Origin of the sequence: Streptomyces sp. SID1328, assembly GCF_009865595.1 — a bacterium.
Lineage (GTDB): Bacteria > Actinomycetota > Actinomycetes > Streptomycetales > Streptomycetaceae > Streptomyces > Streptomyces griseoluteus.
This window is the reverse complement of the sequence record NZ_WWKH01000080.1, coordinates 1-17471: the sequence shown is the minus strand read 5'-3', so window position 1 is coordinate 17471 and position 17471 is coordinate 1. Positions and strand designations below refer to the sequence as shown.

Sequence of the window (17471 nt, the reverse complement as noted above, 5' to 3'; positions counted from 1 at the left end):
CATCCGGCCGCCGATCCGGTACGGGGGCGCGGGCCGGGTGAGCTGGTGCGGGCGCCGGTGCGCATCGCCGACGCGGCCACGGTGCGGCTGCTGCGTCCCGGTGACCGGGTGGACGTGGTCGCGGCGGAGGAGCGGTCGATGTCGGCGGGGGGCGGGTCGGCTCGGGTGCTGGCGCGCGGGGCCCGGGTGGTCCGGCTGCCGGAGCCGCTGGAGCGCACCCCGGGTGAGGGAAGCGTCACGGAGGGGGCGCTGGTCGTCCTGGCGGTTCCTCGTGCCACGGCGGCTCGGCTGGTGGGGGCGAATCCCATGGCCAGGCTGGCGGTGACGCTGTGGTGAGCCGTGGCGGCGGCATCTCCAAAAGCGCGCGGTCGTGTCGTTCGATCGAGCGGCGGGATTGGACAGGGCGGCCGCACCTTGACGTAGGTTGCGGAGCGCTCTGTTCCCCAGCCTGTGCACACGACGAGGAGACTCACCGAGGTGAACGCGAAGAAGGAAGCGGCGAGCATTCTGGACGGCTTCAAAGCCTTCTTGATGCGCGGCAACGTCATCGATCTGGCGGTCGCGGTGGTCATCGGTGCCGCCTTCACCAACATCGTGAACTCGGTGGTGAAGGGCATCATCAACCCGCTGGTCGGGGCGATCGGCACCAAGAACCTGGACCACTACAGCTCGTGCCTGAAGGACCCCTGCAAGGTCGCGGCGGACGGCACCGTCGAGAGCGGCGTGCCGATCATGTGGGGTTCGGTGGCCGGTGCGGCGCTCAGCTTCCTGATCACCGCCGCGGTCGTGTACTTCCTGATGGTGATGCCGATGTCGAAGTACCTGGCCCGGCAGGAGGCCCGCAAGCAGGCCCGCACGGGCAAGACCGAGCCGGAGCCGATCCCCGTGACCGAGCTGGAGGTCCTCCAGGACATCCGCGACCTGCTGATCGCCCAGCGCACGGGCACCGTGGACGGTGTGGTCAAGCAGCAGCGCCCGGCCGGCCCGGACGTGCGCTAGCGGGAGTCCTCCGTACCGTTCAGAGGTGGTGGGGCGGCTTCTCGTCGAGGAAGCGCCTGAGGTCGGCGGCGCTGTCGCCGGCCGGACGCTCGCCCCACCCCCGGTCGGTGTCGTCCGAGGACTGCTGGTTCAGCGGGTCGTCGAAGACGAGCGCGGCCTTCGGGTCGCGCGGCTCGGGTGCGGGAGCGTCACTCATGCCTCCAGGGTACGGTCCGCCGCCCGGCACACTTCGGCGCCCGCCGAACGAACCCGTTCCTAGGCTCGCCCTCATGAGCAGTCATACGGCGATCGAGCCGAGCATCCTCTACTTCGGCACCCCGGTGGTGCTGCTGTCCACGGAGAACGAGGACGGCACCTTCAACCTCGCCCCCATGTCCTCGGCGTGGGCGCTCGGCCGCACGGTCGTCCTCGGCCTGGGCCGCGAGGGCCAGACCGCCCGCAACCTCCTCGCCCGCCCCGACCTGGTCATCAATCTCCCCGCCCCGCACCAGTGGCCCGCGGTGGAGCGCCTGGCCCCCCTGACCGGCCGCGACCCGGTCCCCCCGACGAAGGCGGCCGGCTGCCGCTTCGAACCGGCCAAGTTCGCCGCGGCGGGCCTGCGCGAAGAGCCCTCCCACACCGTCCGCCCACCCCGCGCGGCCGAGTGCCCCCTCCACCTGGAGGCCCGCGCCGAACGCATCCGCCCCGACCTCTCCGGCGACTGCGTCATCGTCGAGACGACGGTCCTGAAGGTCCACGCGGCTCCCGGCCTGCTGATCCCCGGCACCCACCACATAGACCCCGCCGCCTGGAGCCCGCTGATCTACAACTTCCGCCACTACTTCGGCCTGGGCCCGGAACTGGGCAGCTCCTACCGCACGGAGACGCCGCGCGCGGCCGGTGTCGCCTGAGGGGGGTGTACCGGGGGCGAGGCAGGGGAGGTAGGGGAGGAAGAGGCGCAAGGGGGCGGAAAAGCCTTGGCGCGCACGGCATTTCGGTCGCCGATCGGGAACTCTTCGGCCGTGCCCGGCGTTTACCCCAGTACGTTTTTCGGTTCCCGGTCACGATGTCCGACCGAGGGGCTACGGTATGCACCCACCAGGTGACATGCAGCGACGCCGGGAGACACCTTGAGCGTTCCGTACGAGACGGCGGAGTACGAGTCCGCCCAGTCGCCCGAGTCTCCGGAGGAGCACCTCGCGCGACTCCTCGGCCGCGCCCTGAACTCGTTCGAGCTGCCCGACGAGGTGATAAGAGAGCTGGACTGCGCGCTGGCGCACGACAGCTCGCTGCACTCCGCGCACCACAGCGCGGGCCTGCACCGCGAGACGTACCGGCACACCTGGCTGCTCGCGGACGGCTCCGCGGTCACCCTCTGGGAGCTGGCGCACAACACCGCGCCGGGCGAGGAGGCCCAGCACGAGGTGTACCTCGACGAGGAGGAGCTGCAGACCGCCACGGCCCGGCTGGCGCTGCCGTACGACACCTCGGACTTCGAGCTGCCGGTGCTGACCGAGCTGGGTGCCGTGCCCCAGCCCCGGCACGCGTACGTGGCGGACAACTCCCCCGACCACGCCCGCAGGTTGCTGCGCCGGGCGGAGAACCCGGACCGTCCCGGCGAGGAGCTGGCGGCGCTGCTGGCCACGGCGGAGGCGCACGAGATCACCCAGGCGTTCGGCCGTCCCGGCCGGACCGCGCGGGCCGGGGTGAGCTTCGCGCTGTACGAGCACGCGTTCCTGCTGCGGGACGGGCGGGAGGTCTCGCTGTGGGAGGTCGAGCACACCGCGACCCCCGACGGCCGTCACATGTGCGAGGTGTACACCACCCCGGAGGCGGCCCGCGAGGCCATGGAGCACCGCGCGGCCCGGCACAGCTGACGGCCCGGCACGGCTGACGGCCCCCGACGCACCGCGTCCCCCCGGCGAGTTCGCCGGGGGGACGCGACCGTGGGGACGGGACCGGAGGATGCTCAGGCGGCCACCGGCTGCTCGCTCCCCTTCTCCCCCGCCGCCGCGCCTTCCGCCGAACCGGCGGCCGGGGTGCCCTGGGCCGGCTTGCGCGTGCCCTTGAGGACGACCACCAGGGCGGTACTGACGCAGACGCCCGCGGCGATGGCGAGGAGGTAGAGGAACGGGTTGCCGATCAGCGGGACCACGAAGATGCCGCCGTGCGGGGCGCGCAGCGTGGCGTCGAACATCATCGACAGCGCGCCGGTGACCGCGCCGCCCGCCATCGCGGACGGGATGACCCGCAGCGGGTCGGCCGCGGCGAAGGGGATCGCGCCCTCGGTGATGAAGGAGGCGCCCAGCACCCAGGCGGCCTTGCCGTTCTCGCGCTCGGCCGGGGTGAAGAGCTTGCCGCGCACGGTGGTGGCCAGGGCCATCGCCAGCGGCGGGACCATACCGGCGGCCATCACCGCGGCCATGATCTTCATCGCGGAGTCACTGGGGCCGGCGACGGCGATCCCGGCGGTGGCGAAGGTGTAGGCCACCTTGTTGACCGGGCCGCCCAGGTCGAAGCACATCATCAGGCCGAGGAGGGCGCCGAGCAGGACGGCGTTGGTGCCGGTGAGACCGTTGAGCCAGTCGGTCATGCCCTTCTGGGCGGCGGCGATGGGCTTGCCGATCACCACGAACATCAGGAACCCGACGACCGCCGAGGAGATCAGCGGGATCACCACCACCGGCATGATGCCGCGCATGGCCGCCGGTATGTGCACCCGCTGGATCGCCAGCACCACACCACCGGCGATCAGACCGGCCGCGAGGCCGCCGAGGAAACCCGCGTTGATGCTGAGCGAGATCGCGCCGCCGACGAAGCCGGGGACGAGGCCGGGCCGGTCGGCCATGCCGTAGGCGATGTACCCGGCGAGCACCGGGATCAGGAAGTTGAACGCCATGCCGCCGATCTGGAACAGCAGCGCGCCCCAGCTGTCGGACTGGGTCCACACGAAGTGGTCCATGACGGAGGGCGCCTTGTTCACCGTCCAGCCGCCGATGGCGAAGCCCAGGGCGATGAGCAGACCGCCCGCCGCGACGAAGGGCACCATGTAACTGACGCCGGACATCAGCCACTTGCGGAGCTTGGTGCCGTAGCCCTCGGTGGAGTCGCCCGCCCGCTCCACGGGGGTGGTGGCCGCACCGGCGGGGGCGGTCTTCTCGCCGCGTTCCGCCTTGGCGCGGACCTCGGAGATGAGTTCGGCGGGGCGGTTGATGCCCGCCTTCACCCCGACGTCCACCGTGGGCTTGCCGGCGAAGCGGTCCTTCTCGCGCACCGGCACGTCGTGGGCGAAGACCACGCCGTCCGCCGCCGCGATCACCGCCGGGTCGAGCCGGGTGAACCCCGCCGAGCCCTGCGTCTCGACGGTCACCTCGACGCCCGCCTCCCGGCCGGCGTTCTCCAGCGACTCGGCGGCCATGTAGGTGTGGGCGATGCCGGTGGGGCAGGAGGTGACGGCGACGATGCGGAACGGGCGCGCTTCCGTGACCTCGGCCTCGGGGGTCTCCGGGCTCGTACTGCCCGCCGCGGCGCCGGCGGAGGCCGCCGTCGGCGCCGCGGCGGTGTCCTTCTCGGCCCCCGCGCCGGAGGCGGCCGCACCCTCGGCAGCCTCGGCCGGAGTCACGTCCCCCCGCACCAGCGCCGCCGCGGTCTCCGCGTCGGACACCCCTCGCAGCGCGTCCGTGAACTCGGCGTTCATGAGCTGCCGGGCCAGCGAGGAGAGGATCGTGAGGTGGGCGTCGTCCGCCCCGGCCGGGGCCGCGATCAGGAAGATCAGGTCGGCCGGGCCGTCCGCCGCGCCGAAGTCGATCCCGGCCGAGCTGCGCCCGAAGGCGAGCGTCGGCTCGGTGACGTACTCGCTGCGGCAGTGCGGGATGCCGATGCCGCCGTCGAGACCGGTCGGCATCTGGGCCTCACGGGCGGCCACGTCGGCGAGGAAACCGTCCAGGTCGGTCACCCGCCCCTTCGCCACCATGCGCTCGGCGAGGGCACGCGCCGCCGCTTCCTTGCTCTCGGCGGACAGGTCGAGGTCGACCAGGTCCGCGGTGATCATCTCGCTCATCGCGGGCTCCTTTGCTCGCGTATCGCCCTGCTGTGTGGGGTGGGCGCACCGTGGATGGGGACGTGGGGGTGGGGACAGGGGACAGCGGACCACCGGAACGGGCCGTTCCCGACACCGGCTCTCATGACACCGGCTCCGTCAGCACGAGGTCGACCGGCACGTCCGACGTGACGGTGACCGAGGCAGGGTCCAGATCGGCGGGCGTCGGCATCACGCTGCCCGGCAACTGCACGGCCGCGGCCCCGTGTGCCACCGCGGAGGCGAGGGCCTCCGGCCCGCTCCCTCCGGCGATCAGGAACCCGGCGAGCGAGGAGTCCCCCGCACCGACATTGCTGCGGACGGCGGCCACGCGGGCGGTGCCGAACCAGGTGCCCTTGCCGTCCACCAGCAGTTGCCCGTCGGCGCCCAGGCTGGCCAGCACCGCGCGGGCGCCCATCGTCCGCAGTTCCTCGGCCGCCTTCACCGCGTCGCCCACGGTGACCAGCGGGCGGCCGACGGCGGCGGACAGTTCCTCGGCGTTGGGCTTGACCACGTCGGGCCGGGCCCGCAGCGCCTGGAGCAGGGCCGGTCCCGAGGTGTCCAGGGCGATGCGGGCGCCGCCGGAGTGAGCACGGGCGACCACATCGGCGTACCAGGAGGGCGCGAGACCCAGCGGGAGGCTGCCGCAGCAGGCGATCCAGAGGGCGTCGGCCGAGTGCGTGCGCACGGCGTCGAGGAGCGATTCCTCCTCGGCCGGGGTCAGCTCCGGACCCGGCGCGTTGATCTTCGTCAGGACGCCGTCCGCCTCCGCGAGCGCGACGTTGGACCGGGTGGCCCCGGTGACCGGCACGGGGGCGACCTCGATGCCCTGGGCGTCGAGCAGCTCGGCGATCAGGGCGCCGGGCGCGCCGCCGAGGGGCAGTACGGCGAGGGTGCGCCTGCCGGCGGCGGCGACCGCGCGGGAGACGTTGACGCCCTTGCCGCCGGGGTCCATGCGCTCGCCGGAGGCGCGGATGACCTCGCCGCGCTCCAGGACGGGGACCTCGTAGGTGCGGTCCAGGGACGGGTTGGGGGTGACGGTGAGGATCATGCGCGTACCACTTCCGTGCCGCCGCGCTCGATGACGGCCGCGTCTTCGGGGCTGAGCCCGCTGTCGGTGATCAGCAGATCCACGTCGCTCAGGTCGCCGAAGCGGGCGAAGTGCTCCTGGCCGTGCTTGGCGGAGTCCGCGAGCAGGACCACCCGGCGGGCGGCGGCCACGGCCGCGCGCTTGACGGCGGCCTCGGCGAGGTCGGGGGTGGTCAGACCGTGCTCGGCTGAGAAGCCGTTGGCGGCGATGAAGGCCACGTCGGCGCGGATCTCGCCGTAGGCGCGCAGGGCCCAGGCGTCGACGGCGGCGCGGGTGCGGGTGCGGACGCGGCCGCCGACCAGGTGGAGCTGGAGGCCGGGGTGGTCGGCGAGGCGGGCGGCGATCGGCAGGCTGTGGGTGACGGCGGTGAGCGTCGCCTCCAGCGGGATGGCGGCGGCCAGCCGGGCCACGGTGGTGCCCGCGTCGAGGATCACCGTGCCGTCGACGGGGAGTTCCGCGAGGGCCGCCTTGGCGATGCGGTCCTTCTCGTCGGCGGCGGTGGACTCGCGCTCGCTGAGGTCGGGCTCGAAGTCGAGGCGGCCGGCCGGGATGGCGCCGCCGTGCACCCGGCGGACCAGGCCCGCGCGGTCGAGGGCCTTCAGGTCACGGCGGATGGTCTCCGCCGTGACCTGGAACACCTCGGCCAGCGACAGCACGTCCACCCGGCCGCCGTCACGGGCGAGCCGGAGGATCTCCTGCTGACGCTCCGGTGCGTACATGTCCGCCTGCCTCCGAACCTCGGCCCACCGTCCCGGCTCATGCCCGAACGTGTGGTTTCACTGCGAGGCTACGCCCGAGAGTCCGAGAAGTAAACAGCTTCGGGCTTCATTCGGACATGAACGGAACTTCAGCAGGCGGACCCGGACACGCTCAGACCTTCACCAGCTCCCGCTCCTCAGCGGGCTCACTCGCGCCCTCCACGTGCTGCGCGGGCCGCTTCGGCAGCGCCGACATCAGCAGGAAGATCACGCCCATGACCCCGGCCACCCACCACAGCGCGTGCTGGAAGGCGCCCACGAAGGCCGGACCGACCCGCGCCGGGGCGAGCCGGTCCGCGATCTGCCCGAAGAAGACGACCGACACCAGGCCGAGCCCGAGCGCGTTGCCCATCTGCTGCACGGTGTTGATCAGGCCGGAGGCCGATCCGGCGTGCTCGCGCGGCACCTCGGAGAGCACCGCGTCGGTCAGCGGAGCCACGATCAGGCCCATCCCGGCGCCCATCACGACCAGCGGGAGCGCCATCTGCCAGGAGGCGATGGCGAGGCCGTACCGGTCGGACTCCCAGATGTAGAGGAGCACGCCGAGGCCCATCGTCAGGGCGCCGGCCTGGAGCACCTTGCGCCCGAAGCGCGGCACGAGGAACTGCACGGACAGCGCGGCCGCCGTCGACACCGCCAGCGAGAAGGGCACCCCGGTCAGCCCGGCGCGCAGCACGCTCCAGCCGAGGCCGATCTGCATGTACAGCGTCCAGACCAGGAAGAAGACGCCGAGCGCGACCCCGAAGACGGTCTGTACGGCGATCCCGGCGGCGAAGCTGCGCACGCGGAACAGGGACAGCTCGACCAGCGGGGAGCCGTCGCGGGCCGCCTTGCGCCGCTCGTAGGCGACCAGCGCGGCGAAGACCGGGAGCGAGCCCGCCATCAGCAGGTGGCCCCAGAGCGGCCAGCCCAGCTCGCGGCCCCGGGTGAGGGGGTAGAGCAGCATCAGCAGGCCCAGGGTGACCAGGGCGACGCCGACGAGGTCCAGCTTGAGGGCGCGGGGTGCGCGGGACTCGGAGATGAAGCGGCGGCCGAGCAGCACGGCGGCGATGCCGACGGGCAGGTTGATCAGGAAGATGGGCCGCCACTCCAGCCCGAACAGGTTCCACTCGGTCAGCAGGGCGCCGAGCAGCGGACCGGAGACCGCGCCGAGGCCGACGACACCGCCGAACAGCCCGAAGACCTTGCCGCGTTCATGGGCGGGGAAGGTGGCGTGCACGATGGAGAGGACCTGCGGGACCATCATCGCGGCCATGCCGCCCTGCAGGATGCGGGCCGTGACCAGCATCGCCGGGTCGACCGCGAAGCCGCACAGCGCCGAGGCGAGGGTGAAGCCGCTGACGCCGAGCAGGAACAGCCGCCTGCGGCCGTGGATGTCACCGAGCCGCCCGCCGGTGATCAGACCGGCCGCGAACGCCAGCGCGTACCCTGCGGTGATCCACTGGATCTGGCTGAACGAGGCGCCCTCGTCCCGCTGGATGGAGGGGATGGCTATGTTCACGATCGTCACGTCGACGAGGTCCATGAAGGCGGCGGTCATCACGATGGCGAGCGCGATCCAGCGGCGCCGGTCCGCGCCGGAGGTCTGTTCCGTTGAGGTCATGTACGCCACGCTAGTGACCCAGTAGGACAGGACGTGTCCTAGATGTGCGGCATGCTCGGACGCATGACGACGGACACCCCGGCTCGGCTGCTGACGCTCCTGTCCCTCCTCCAGACCCCGCGCGAATGGCCCGGCGGCGAGCTGGCGGGCCGGCTCGGGGTCTCCCGGCGTACGGTCCGGCGCGACATCGACCGGCTGCGGGAGCTGGGCTATCCGGTGCAGGCCAGCAAGGGCGCGGAGGGCGGCTACCGGCTGGTGGCGGGCAAGGCGATGCCGCCGCTGGTGCTGGACGACGAGGAGGCCGTCGCCATCGCGGTCGGTCTGCGGGCGGGTGCCGGGCACGCGGTGGAGGGGGTGGACGAGGCGTCGGTGCGGGCGCTGGCCAAGCTGGAGCAGGTGCTCCCGGCCCGGCTGCGCCGCCAGGTGGCCACCCTCCAGGCCGCGACCACCCCGCTGACCAGCGGCGACGGCCCGACCATCGCACCGGAGACGCTGACCGTGATGGCGTCCACGATCGCCGGCCACGAGCGGCTCCGCTTCGCCTACCGCGCCGGGGACGGCAGCGAGTCGCGCCGGCTGACCGAGCCGTACCGGCTGGTGTCCACCGGACGGCGCTGGTACCTCGTCGCCTACGACCTCGACCGCGAGGACTGGCGCACCTTCCGGGTGGACCGGGTCGGCGACCCGTTCGCCACCGGCGCCCGCTTCACTCCGCGCGAACTGCCCTCCGGCGACGCGGCGGAGTACTTGCGCCGCTCGATCCAACGGCGCAACGACACCTGGGAGTTCACCGTCCGCTTCGCCGCCCCGGCCGAGCGGATCGCGGCCCGCGTCCCCCACTGGTTCGGCGCCCCCGAACCGGACGGCCCGGACCACTGCCTCCTGCACGGCACCACCGGCGACCCGGTGGAGTGGCTGGCGGTCCGGCTGGCGATGACGGGGCACGAGTTCACGGTGCGGAGTCCGGACGTACTGGCCGAGGCGGTGAGGGAGTTGGGGTCACGGCTGCTCCGCGCCGTTCCTCAGCCCTGAGGCGCTTCCCAGGCGAAGTCGCCCAGGGCCACCAGGTTGCCCAGGGCCAGGGCGGCCGGGCCCGCCGGGCCGGTGGGCGGGGCCTCGGTGAGGGCCCAGGTCTCCACGGCGACCCGTACGGCCGCGCCCGCGACGGCCGCGGCGAAGCGGAGGTGGGGGGTGGCGGCCTCGGCAACGTTGTCGGCGTCGTCCTCGGCGGGCGTCAGCCGCGCGGCCAGCACCTCGGCGAGTTCCGTCTCCGACGCCTGGCAGACCTCCGCCCAGACCTTGCCGAGGGCGGGGCTGGTGTGGGCCATGCGGATCAGGGTGCGGGCCCACTCCCAGGCGGACGCGGAAACGCCGACACCGGGGGCGAGGGTGCGGTCGACGGCGTGCCGGAGGGCCTCGGGCAGGGTGAGGTGGGCCGGGGCCGCGCGGACGGACTCGGTCCAGAGCTGGGCGCCGGCCGCGTACAGCGGCGCCACCGCCTCTTCCTTGGAGGCGAAGTAGCGGTAGAAGGTGCGCGGTGCGATGCCCGCCGCGTGGGCGATGTCCTCGGCGCGGGTGGCCCGCAGGCCCTGCCGGACGAAGAGGGTCGCGGCGGCGCGGGCGATCTCCATACGGGTCTCTGCCTTGCGGCGCTCGGTCAGGGAGGCCGCCGGAGAGGCCGGGTACGAACGCCTTCGGGCGGTGGTGCCGGTGTTGCCGGTGTTACGGGTGGTACGGGGGGTGCTCACCTCGGCAGGCTATGCCCCTGTGGCAGAATCTGCCATTCGGCGGGTCACCCCGTGGTTCAGGTGCGGGGTGGCCCGCTTTCCCGTGCCCGCCTCCCGGCGCGCGGCCAGAAACTCACCCAGGCGGAAAAAAGCCGGGCTCCGGCGCCGGGGGGGGTGGCGCCGGAGCCCGGCGGGAAGTCCCGACGCCGGGGGGGATGACGTCGGAACTGGTCCATGGGCCCGCCCCGGAGGGCGGGCCTTACGTGGCGGTGGGGACGCCGCGCGGTACTCGGTGGGAGTGCGGCCCCCGGAGCCTGGACTCCGGTGCCCGCAAGGGTTGTTCCCGCGCCCGGAGGCGTTGAAGCGACGGGACCGCGCCATGTTGGCACCGCATTCCGCCACCCCGCGCGTGCCCCCACCCCCCGGGGTCCTACGCCGCCGCGTCGAACCCCGTGTCGTGGGCGAGCTTCTTCAGCTCCAGCAGAGCGTGCTTCTCTATCTGCCGGATGCGCTCGCGGGTCAGTCCGTGCTCCTTGCCGACCTCGGTGAGGGTCCGCTCGCGGCCGTCCTCGATGCCGTACCGCATCTTGATGATCGAGGCGGTGCGCTCGTCCAGGCGGCCGATCAGGTCGTCCAGCTCCTCGCGGCGCAGCAGGCTGAGCACCGACTGCTCGGGCGAGACCGCGGAGGTGTCCTCCAGCAGGTCGCCGAACTGGGTCTCGCCCTGGTCGTCCACCGACATGTTCAGCGAGACCGGGTCACGGGACCAGTCGAGCACGTCGGTGACGCGCTCCGGCGTGGAGCCCAGCTCCGCGGCGATCTCCGCGGGCTCCGGGTCCCGGCCGTGCTCCCGGTTGAACTCGCGCTGCACCCGGCGGATGCGGCCCAGCTCCTCCACCAGGTGGACGGGGAGCCGGATGGTGCGGGACTGGTCGGCGATCGAGCGGGTGATGGCCTGGCGAATCCACCAGGTCGCGTACGTGGAGAACTTGAAGCCCTTGCGGTAGTCGAACTTCTCGACCGCGCGCACCAGGCCCGCGTTCCCCTCCTGGATCAGGTCGAGCAGGGGCAGGCCGCTGCGCGGGTAGCGCCGGGCGACGGCCACGACCAGGCGGAGGTTGGAGCGGATGAAGACGTCCTTGGCCCGCTCGCCCGCCTCGAACAGCTCCTCGAGCTCCTCGCGGGACGCCTGGGCGCCGGTCTCCTCCTGGCCGTCGAGGACCTGGCGCGCGAACACGCCCGCCTCGATCGTCTGGGACAGCTCGACTTCCTTGGCGGCGTCGAGCAGGGGCGTACGCGCGATCTCGTCGAGGTACATACCGACCAGGTCGCGGTCGGCGATCTCGCCGCCGCGCACGCGGACGCTGTTTGCCGAGTCTGCCGTCTGTCCCCCAGAGCCCGGAGCCTGGGAGGTGCCCCCATTGGCGGACTTACGACGGGCGACGGCGCGGGTTGCCATGCGTGCTCCCTTGCGGTGGTGGCGGGCAGGTGGTCCTGGCGAACGCTCGGCACTCCGGACCCTCCCTCGGGACTCTCCTCGGGTGCCCTGCATCCGTGGGAAACAACGACTGGAATCCGGACAGAATTCCCAACCCACCCCCCGATTTTTCTGATCATGCAGTACCCTGTCGGCCCACAGAGGGGGTGCACATGGTGCCGAGCGGTACGGAAGTGCAGGTCAGGCCCGGAACCGAGGCCGATCTCGACGCTCTGACCGCGCTGTACAACCACTATGTGACTGAGACGGCCATCACATTCGACCTGGCCCCCTTCACCCCTCTGGAGCGCCGCCCGTGGCTGCTCTCCCACCCGGAAGACGGCCCGCACCGCCTCCTGGTTGCCACGGACACCGATTCCCGTCGCGTCCTCGGCTACGCCACGTCGGGCCCCCACCGCCCCAAGGCCGCGTACACCCCCTCGGTGGAGACCTCGGTCTATCTGGCCCCGGACGCGACCGGCCGGGGCGTGGGCACCCTGCTCTACGACGCCCTCTTCGCCGCGCTGGACGGGGAGGACGTGCACCGCGCCTTCGCCGGCATCACCCAGCCGAACGAGGCGTCGACCCGGCTGCACGAGCGCTTCGGCTTCCGGCACCTGGGCACGTTCGGCGAGGTCGGCCGCAAGTTCGGCCGCTACTGGGACGTGGCCTGGTACCAGAAGGACCTCAAGTCCGGCTGAGCCACCGGCGCGGTTTCAGCCGAACTGCACTGAACGCTTGGCCAGCCCCATCCAGAATCCGTCGATCACCGACCGGTGCGCGTCGGCGCCGGCCGCGCCGAGCGTGACGAACAGTGGCGCGAAATGTTCGGTCCGCGGGTGGGCAAGCTTTCCGGCCGGGGCCTTGGTCTCGAAGTCCAGCAGCGCGTCCCAGTCACCGGCGTCCAGCGCGGCCCGGCCCCAGTCGTCGAACTCGGCGGACCAGCCCGGCACGCCGGCGTGCCGGAGCGCGGCCAGGTTGTGGGTGAAGAAGCCGGAGCCGACGATCAGGACACCCTCGTCACGCAGCGGCGCGAGCTTGCGGCCGAGGTCCATCAGCCGGGCCGGGTCCAGGGTCGGCAGGGAGATCTGGAGGACCGGGATGTCGGCCTCGGGGAACATCTCGACGAGCGGGACGTAGGCACCGTGGTCCAGCCCCCGGTCCGGGATGTCCTGGACGGGGGTGCCGGGGGCACGCAGCAGCTTGCGTACGGATTCGGCCAGTTCGGGGGCGCCGGGGGCGTCGTAGCGTACGCGGTAGTAGCGCTCGGGGAAGCCCCAGAAGTCGTAGACCAGCGGGGCGGTGTGGGTGGCGCCGAGGGCGAGGGGGGCCTCCTCCCAGTGGGCGGAGACCATCAGGATCGCCTTGGGGCGGGGCAGGCCGTCCGCCCAGGCGGCGAGCTGGCCGGGCCAGACGGGGTCGTCGGCGAGCGGCGGGGCGCCATGACTGAGGTAGAGGGCGGGCATGCGGTCGGGAGCGGACGGCTCGGCGGTGTGGTGCATGACGGGGTCCTCCCACGACGGGGCGCAACTTTGCTTTAACTCTCAAGCATTACTCGGCCAGACTACGCCCGACTAGTTCAAGTTTCAAGAAGGCGGCTCGTACAGTGGGAGACATGAACTCGGCATCCACCCCGGCAGCGGCGCCGGCAACCGGTCACCGCTGGCTCAGCGACGAGGAGCAGCGCGTCTGGCGGGCGTATCTGCACGCGACCACGCTGCTGGAGGACCACCTCGACCGGCAGCTCCAGCGCGACGCGGGCATGCCGCACGTCTACTACGGCCTGCTGGTCGGCCTCGCCGAGGCTCCGCGCCGCAGACTGCGGATGACCGAGCTGGCCCGGCAGTCGAAGATCACCCGCTCCCGGCTCTCGCACGCGATCGCCCGGCTGGAGAGGAGCGGCTGGGTGCGCCGCGAGGACTGCCCCTCGGACAAGCGCGGCCAGTTCGCGGTGCTCACCGAGGAGGGCGCCGAGGTGCTGCGCCGTACCGCGCCCGGCCATGTCACCGCCGTACGGCAGGCGCTGTTCGACCGGCTGAGCCCCGCGCAGCAGAAGGCCCTCGGCGAGATCATGGAGATCGTCGCCGAGGGCCTTCAGCCGAGCGAGGCGGGTGCGGACCTGCCCTGGCTCCGCTGATTCCCGCCGGGGGCCGGTGCTAGTGGGCGACCACCGGCACCGGGATCTCGTCCTCGGCACCGTCACCGGAGGCCATCTTGACCGCGCCCGGCTTGCCCGCGTTGACCATGGTGAACGCGATCAGCGAGGCGACCGCCAGGATGCCGACGGCGAACCAGATGGCCGTGCTGTACCCGTGCACCATGCCCTGCAGCTTGACCAGCTGCTGCTGCGGCACCGCGCTCGCGGACGCGATGTGGTCCTTGATGTACGAGGTGGTCGCGGACGCGGCGATGGTGTTCAGCAGGGCGGTGCCGATCGCGCCGCCGACCTGCTGCGAGGTGTTCACCATGGCGGAGGCGACGCCCGCGTCCCGGGGCTCGACGCCCTGGGTCGCCAGCGACATCGCCGGCATGAACGCCGTACCCATGCCGAGGCCGAGCAGCACCATGGCGGGCAGCAGCAGCGCCGCGTAGGAGGAGCCGATCTCCAGCTGGGTCAGCAGCAGCATGCCGAGCGCGGCGAGCGCGAAGCCGGGGCCCATCAGCAGCCGGGCGGGGACCCGGATCATCAGACGGGCGCCGATCTGGGTGGAGCCGGTGATCATGCCCGCGACCATCGGCAGGAACGCGAAGCCGGTCTTGACCGGGGAGTAGCCCTTCACGACCTGGAGGTAGTAGGTCAGGAAGAGGAACAGGCCGAACATGCCGATGATGGCGAGGCCGAGGGAGAGGTAGATACCGCCCCGGCTGCGGTCGGCGACCACGCGCAGCGGCAGCAGCGGCGCCTTGACCCGCTGCTCGACCAGGACGAACGCCAGCAGCAGCACCACGGAGGCGACGAACATCGAGATGGTGACCGCGTCGCTCCAGCCGTCGGACTCGGCACGGGTGAAGCCGTACACCAGGGAGACCAGGCCGAGCGTGGAGAGAACCACGCCGGGGATGTCGAGCGGGGAGCGGTTGCGGCCGCCCTCGGGCTCCCGGATCACGAACCAGGCACCGGCCGCGGCGACGATGGCGAACGGCACGTTGACGAAGAAGGTCCAGCGCCAGTCGAGGTACTCGGTGAGGAAACCGCCGAGGATCAGGCCGACGGCACCGCCGCCGCCCGCGATGGCGCCGTAGATGCCGAACGCCTTGGCGCGCTCCTTGGCGTCGGTGAACATCACGGCCAGCAGGGAGAGCGCGGCCGGGGCGAGCAGGGCGCCGAAGACACCCTGGAGGGCGCGGGCACCGAACATCATCCCACCGGTGGTGGCGGCGCCGCCGAGCGCGGAGGCCGCGGCGAAGCCGGCGAGACCGAGCAGGAAGGCGCGCTTGCGGCCCCACAGGTCGGCGATGCGGCCGCCGAACAGCAGCAGACCGCCGAAGGCGAGGGCGTAGGCGGTGACGACCCACTGCCGGTTGCCGTCGGATATGCCGAGGTCCTGCTGGGCGGAGGGCAGCGCGATGTTCACGATGGTGGCGTCGAGGACGACCATGAGCTGGGCCAGCGCGATGAAGACGAGCGCCTTCCAGCGGTTGGCGTCGCCCGCGGGCGCGGTGGCCAGCGGCGGCTTGGTGACTGCTTCGGACATGGGGGTACCCCGTTCGGGACTTCGGTCGGACGTATCGGGCATGCGGGGCACGGTCGTACGGCGTCTCGTACGCGCACAGGGCGTGCGGGGCCCCACCGGCTCGCCCTCGTTGGCGGCCGGGTGGCTATCAGGTGATTCCGGGGCGCGGGCCCGGCGGAGTCGTAGGTTGTGGTCGGTCGGGTCGGTCGGGTCAGGCCTGGCGGAGATCCTCCATGGTCACGGCCGTGCCGGGCAGGACGGAGCGGGCCGGGGCCCGCAGCCCGTCGAGGAAGAGTTGCAGGTGCCGGTGGACGAACCGGTCGGCGTCGAAGCAGGCGGTGCCGGCCGGGGGCCGGCTGAGCTGGGCGGCGGCGACCATCAGGTCACCCACACCGACGTCGGTACGGAGCTGTCCGGCCGCCTTGGCGCGGTCCATGACCTCGGCGATCAGTGCCTCCACCCGTTCCCGCGCCGCCTCCAGGTCGGGGTGGTTGCGGTCGAAGGTGCTGGAGACCATCGGGCACAGCGCGCTGATCCGCTCCTCGGCGGCGGCGTGCGCGAAGCGCTCCAGCGCGGCGAAGGCGTCGCCCGTCTCGGCCAGGGCGCACTTGGCGGCCTCGGCCGTGCGGTCCATGACGGAGCACAGGACCTCCCGGACCAGGGCGTCCCGGTCGGGGAAGTTGCGGTACAGGGTGGCGTTGCCGACGCCCGCGCGGCGGGCGATCTCGTCCAGCGGCACCTGGGGGCCGTGCTCGACCAGCATCTCCCGTGCGGCGGTGATGATCCGCTCCCGGTTGCGGAGCGCGTCGGCACGGGGCCGGGGCGACGCCCTGCGGGCGGAGGGTGCGGTGCGCACGGCGGACACGGTGGGCTCCCCATCTGTACGGGTCGGGATGAACGGACTCTGATCGTCCGGTGATCCGGGGAGAAGCTCCCCGTTTCGCGCGGACACAGGTCCAAACGGGGAAGCCCTCCCCGGTTATTTCCCTGCCAGGGTGTGACCTGGATCACATCTGTATCCGGGCGTCGCCGATGCCCGTTCAACCGGTCCGTCCACCCTCAACCGCAGGCGATTCACCCCTGCTCCTGCCGAAATCCCACGTTCGGTCTCTCCCAGCGCGCGACCGCGCCCGCGGCGACCCAGGGTGAGCCCAAGGGCGCAGCCGGATCACGGGGGCTGCCGTCGAGCGGGAGGTCCGTGCATGCAGCCGCAGTCGCCCCGCCGCCCCATACACCCGCGCCGGATACGCCCGCGCCGCGTTGCCGCCCTCGCCTCGGTGACCGTGCTGACCTTCGCGGTCAGCACCTCGGCGGGGTCCGGGCAGCTCACGGCGCGCACCCCCGCCGGGCCGAACGGGCTGATACGCACCGCCGCCCTGGCCCCCTGCATGATCCAGGCAGCGGCCGAGGTCCAGATGACCGAGGGCTTCCCCACCTCCACCGGCTACTCCCGCTCCACCGGCACCGTCCACGCCCTGACCCTGATGGTCGACTTCCCGGACACCCCCGGCGAGGGCAAGGCGATGGACCGCTTCCACGAGTTCTTCCCCAAGACCGAGGAGTGGTTCGCCAAGGCGTCGTACGGCCGGCTCGACTACCGCGCCGAGACCCCGATCACCTCCTGGCTGCGGATGCCGAAGCCGTTCAAGGACTACGGCATAGAGCGCGGCGCACCCTTCGACCCCGGCTACCGGCAGCTGGTACGGGACATCGTCTCCACCGCCGACCCGGACGTGGACTTCCGCTCGTACGACCTGCTGAACGTGCTGGTCACCCCGAACGCCGGCCCCTCGGCCCTGGACACCGTCCTCTCCGTGACCTTCGCCGGCAACGGCGAGGCCCCGGTGGCCGACGGCACCCCGGTCGCCAACGCCTCCTTCGTCTACTCCCGCCAGGACGACGGCTCGGGCGCGTACGCGGACACGGGGTACCGGGTGCTGCCGCACGAGAACGGCCACACCTTCGGGCTGCCGGACCTGTACACGCAGGAGGGGGGCAGCGCGGTCGGGCACTGGGACATCATGAGCGAGGACTGGGGGGCCAACAACGACCTGCTCGGCTGGCACAAGTGGAAGCTGGGCTGGCT

Annotated in this window: 18 protein-coding genes; 8 read left to right on the top strand and 10 right to left on the bottom strand. The window is 72.4% G+C overall.

Annotated features, from left to right (window positions below):
- The coding region (locus GT030_RS02420; protein WP_237522162.1) for an RcpC/CpaB family pilus assembly protein at positions 1 to 336 on the top strand (336 nt) is incomplete at its 5' end.
- A 141-nt stretch (positions 337 to 477) separates the two neighbouring features.
- Positions 478 to 999: a large conductance mechanosensitive channel protein MscL gene (gene mscL, locus GT030_RS02415; protein WP_161199592.1), complete on the top strand. Its 522-nt coding sequence runs from the start codon at positions 478 to 480 to the stop codon at positions 997 to 999.
- A gap of 19 nt (positions 1000 to 1018) precedes the next feature.
- Here the strand turns inward: mscL and GT030_RS35400 are convergent, their stop codons facing one another.
- The gene (locus GT030_RS35400; protein WP_086695572.1) at positions 1019 to 1195 is read right to left on the bottom strand and encodes a hypothetical protein; all 177 of its coding nucleotides are present in this window, start codon (positions 1193 to 1195) and stop codon (positions 1019 to 1021) included.
- 73 nt (positions 1196 to 1268) lie between these two features.
- Between GT030_RS35400 and GT030_RS02410 the strand changes: the two genes are divergently transcribed.
- Positions 1269 to 1889 (top strand): flavin reductase family protein, encoded by a 621-nt coding sequence (locus GT030_RS02410; protein WP_161199591.1) that lies wholly within the window; start codon positions 1269 to 1271, stop codon positions 1887 to 1889.
- Between the two features lie 219 nt (positions 1890 to 2108).
- A complete protein-coding gene (locus tag GT030_RS02405; RefSeq protein WP_161199590.1) occupies positions 2109 to 2855 on the top strand; it encodes a DUF6227 family protein in 747 nt (248 codons plus the stop codon).
- Between the two features lie 92 nt (positions 2856 to 2947).
- Here the strand turns inward: GT030_RS02405 and GT030_RS02400 are convergent, their stop codons facing one another.
- The 4 genes from GT030_RS02400 to GT030_RS02385 form a co-directional block, all read right to left on the bottom strand.
- Entirely contained in the window at positions 2948 to 5038 is a 2091-nt protein-coding gene (locus tag GT030_RS02400) for a fructose-specific PTS transporter subunit EIIC (RefSeq protein WP_161199589.1), read from the bottom strand.
- A gap of 121 nt (positions 5039 to 5159) precedes the next feature.
- Positions 5160 to 6107, bottom strand: coding sequence for a 1-phosphofructokinase (gene pfkB / locus GT030_RS02395; RefSeq protein ID WP_161199588.1), 948 nt, complete (start codon positions 6105 to 6107; stop codon positions 5160 to 5162).
- The gene (locus GT030_RS02390; protein ID WP_161199587.1) at positions 6104 to 6865 is read right to left on the bottom strand and encodes a DeoR/GlpR family DNA-binding transcription regulator; all 762 of its coding nucleotides are present in this window, start codon (positions 6863 to 6865) and stop codon (positions 6104 to 6106) included. The genes pfkB and GT030_RS02390 overlap by 4 nt, the downstream gene beginning before the upstream one ends.
- Positions 6866 to 7016: 151 nt before the next feature.
- Positions 7017 to 8507, bottom strand: a complete 1491-nt coding sequence (locus GT030_RS02385) for an MFS transporter (protein WP_161199586.1) — start codon at positions 8505 to 8507, stop codon at positions 7017 to 7019.
- A gap of 63 nt (positions 8508 to 8570) precedes the next feature.
- Between GT030_RS02385 and GT030_RS02380 the strand changes: the two genes are divergently transcribed.
- On the top strand, positions 8571 to 9539 hold the full coding sequence (locus tag GT030_RS02380; RefSeq protein WP_202459593.1) for a YafY family protein: 969 nt from the start codon (positions 8571 to 8573) through the stop codon (positions 9537 to 9539).
- Here the strand turns inward: GT030_RS02380 and GT030_RS02375 are convergent.
- A complete protein-coding gene (locus GT030_RS02375) occupies positions 9530 to 10138 on the bottom strand; it encodes a TetR family transcriptional regulator (RefSeq protein ID WP_161199593.1) in 609 nt (202 codons plus the stop codon). The genes GT030_RS02380 and GT030_RS02375 overlap by 10 nt on opposite strands.
- A 526-nt stretch (positions 10139 to 10664) precedes the next feature.
- Positions 10665 to 11693, bottom strand: coding sequence for a sigma-70 family RNA polymerase sigma factor (locus tag GT030_RS02370; protein WP_161199584.1), 1029 nt, complete (start codon positions 11691 to 11693; stop codon positions 10665 to 10667).
- A gap of 191 nt (positions 11694 to 11884) precedes the next feature.
- Here GT030_RS02370 and GT030_RS02365 point away from each other — a divergent pair, with 191 nt between their 5' ends.
- Positions 11885 to 12412: a GNAT family N-acetyltransferase gene (locus tag GT030_RS02365; RefSeq protein ID WP_161199583.1), complete on the top strand. Its 528-nt coding sequence runs from the start codon at positions 11885 to 11887 to the stop codon at positions 12410 to 12412.
- Between the two features lie 15 nt (positions 12413 to 12427).
- On the opposite strand, the gene GT030_RS02360 is transcribed toward GT030_RS02365, so the two are convergent.
- Positions 12428 to 13213, bottom strand: a complete 786-nt coding sequence (locus GT030_RS02360; protein WP_161199582.1) for a class III extradiol ring-cleavage dioxygenase — start codon at positions 13211 to 13213, stop codon at positions 12428 to 12430.
- A gap of 113 nt (positions 13214 to 13326) precedes the next feature.
- Here GT030_RS02360 and GT030_RS02355 point away from each other — a divergent pair, with 113 nt between their 5' ends.
- Positions 13327 to 13848, top strand: a complete 522-nt coding sequence (locus GT030_RS02355) for a MarR family transcriptional regulator (RefSeq protein WP_161199581.1) — start codon at positions 13327 to 13329, stop codon at positions 13846 to 13848.
- Positions 13849 to 13867: 19 nt separating this feature from the next.
- Here GT030_RS02355 and GT030_RS02350 read toward each other — a convergent pair whose 3' ends face one another.
- The gene (locus tag GT030_RS02350; protein ID WP_161199580.1) at positions 13868 to 15406 is read right to left on the bottom strand and encodes an MFS transporter; all 1539 of its coding nucleotides are present in this window, start codon (positions 15404 to 15406) and stop codon (positions 13868 to 13870) included.
- Between the two features lie 190 nt (positions 15407 to 15596).
- On the bottom strand, positions 15597 to 16241 hold the full coding sequence (locus GT030_RS02345; protein ID WP_161199579.1) for a TetR/AcrR family transcriptional regulator: 645 nt from the start codon (positions 16239 to 16241) through the stop codon (positions 15597 to 15599).
- 346 nt (positions 16242 to 16587) lie between these two features.
- On the opposite strand from GT030_RS02345, the gene GT030_RS02340 reads away from it, so the two are divergent.
- A partial coding sequence (locus tag GT030_RS02340) for a M6 family metalloprotease domain-containing protein (protein ID WP_161199578.1) occupies positions 16588 to 17471 on the top strand: 884 nt, incomplete at its 3' end.

Coding starts and splice junctions, on each gene's coding strand:
- GT030_RS02390 (WP_161199587.1), bottom strand. CDS start 6,865: ATGTACGCACCGGAGCGTCAGCAGGAGATCCTCCGGCTCGCCCGTGAC.
- GT030_RS02410 (WP_161199591.1), top strand. CDS start 1,269: ATGAGCAGTCATACGGCGATCGAGCCGAGCATCCTCTACTTCGGCACC.
- GT030_RS02385 (WP_161199586.1), bottom strand. CDS start 8,507: ATGACCTCAACGGAACAGACCTCCGGCGCGGACCGGCGCCGCTGGATC.
- GT030_RS02370 (WP_161199584.1), bottom strand. CDS start 11,693: ATGGCAACCCGCGCCGTCGCCCGTCGTAAGTCCGCCAATGGGGGCACC.
- GT030_RS02400 (WP_161199589.1), bottom strand. CDS start 5,038: ATGAGCGAGATGATCACCGCGGACCTGGTCGACCTCGACCTGTCCGCC.
- GT030_RS02380 (WP_202459593.1), top strand. CDS start 8,571: ATGACGACGGACACCCCGGCTCGGCTGCTGACGCTCCTGTCCCTCCTC.
- GT030_RS02355 (WP_161199581.1), top strand. CDS start 13,327: ATGAACTCGGCATCCACCCCGGCAGCGGCGCCGGCAACCGGTCACCGC.
- pfkB (WP_161199588.1), bottom strand. CDS start 6,107: ATGATCCTCACCGTCACCCCCAACCCGTCCCTGGACCGCACCTACGAG.
- GT030_RS02365 (WP_161199583.1), top strand. CDS start 11,885: ATGGTGCCGAGCGGTACGGAAGTGCAGGTCAGGCCCGGAACCGAGGCC.
- GT030_RS02375 (WP_161199593.1), bottom strand. CDS start 10,138: ATGGAGATCGCCCGCGCCGCCGCGACCCTCTTCGTCCGGCAGGGCCTG.
- GT030_RS35400 (WP_086695572.1), bottom strand. CDS start 1,195: ATGAGTGACGCTCCCGCACCCGAGCCGCGCGACCCGAAGGCCGCGCTC.
- GT030_RS02350 (WP_161199580.1), bottom strand. CDS start 15,406: ATGTCCGAAGCAGTCACCAAGCCGCCGCTGGCCACCGCGCCCGCGGGC.
- GT030_RS02360 (WP_161199582.1), bottom strand. CDS start 13,213: ATGCACCACACCGCCGAGCCGTCCGCTCCCGACCGCATGCCCGCCCTC.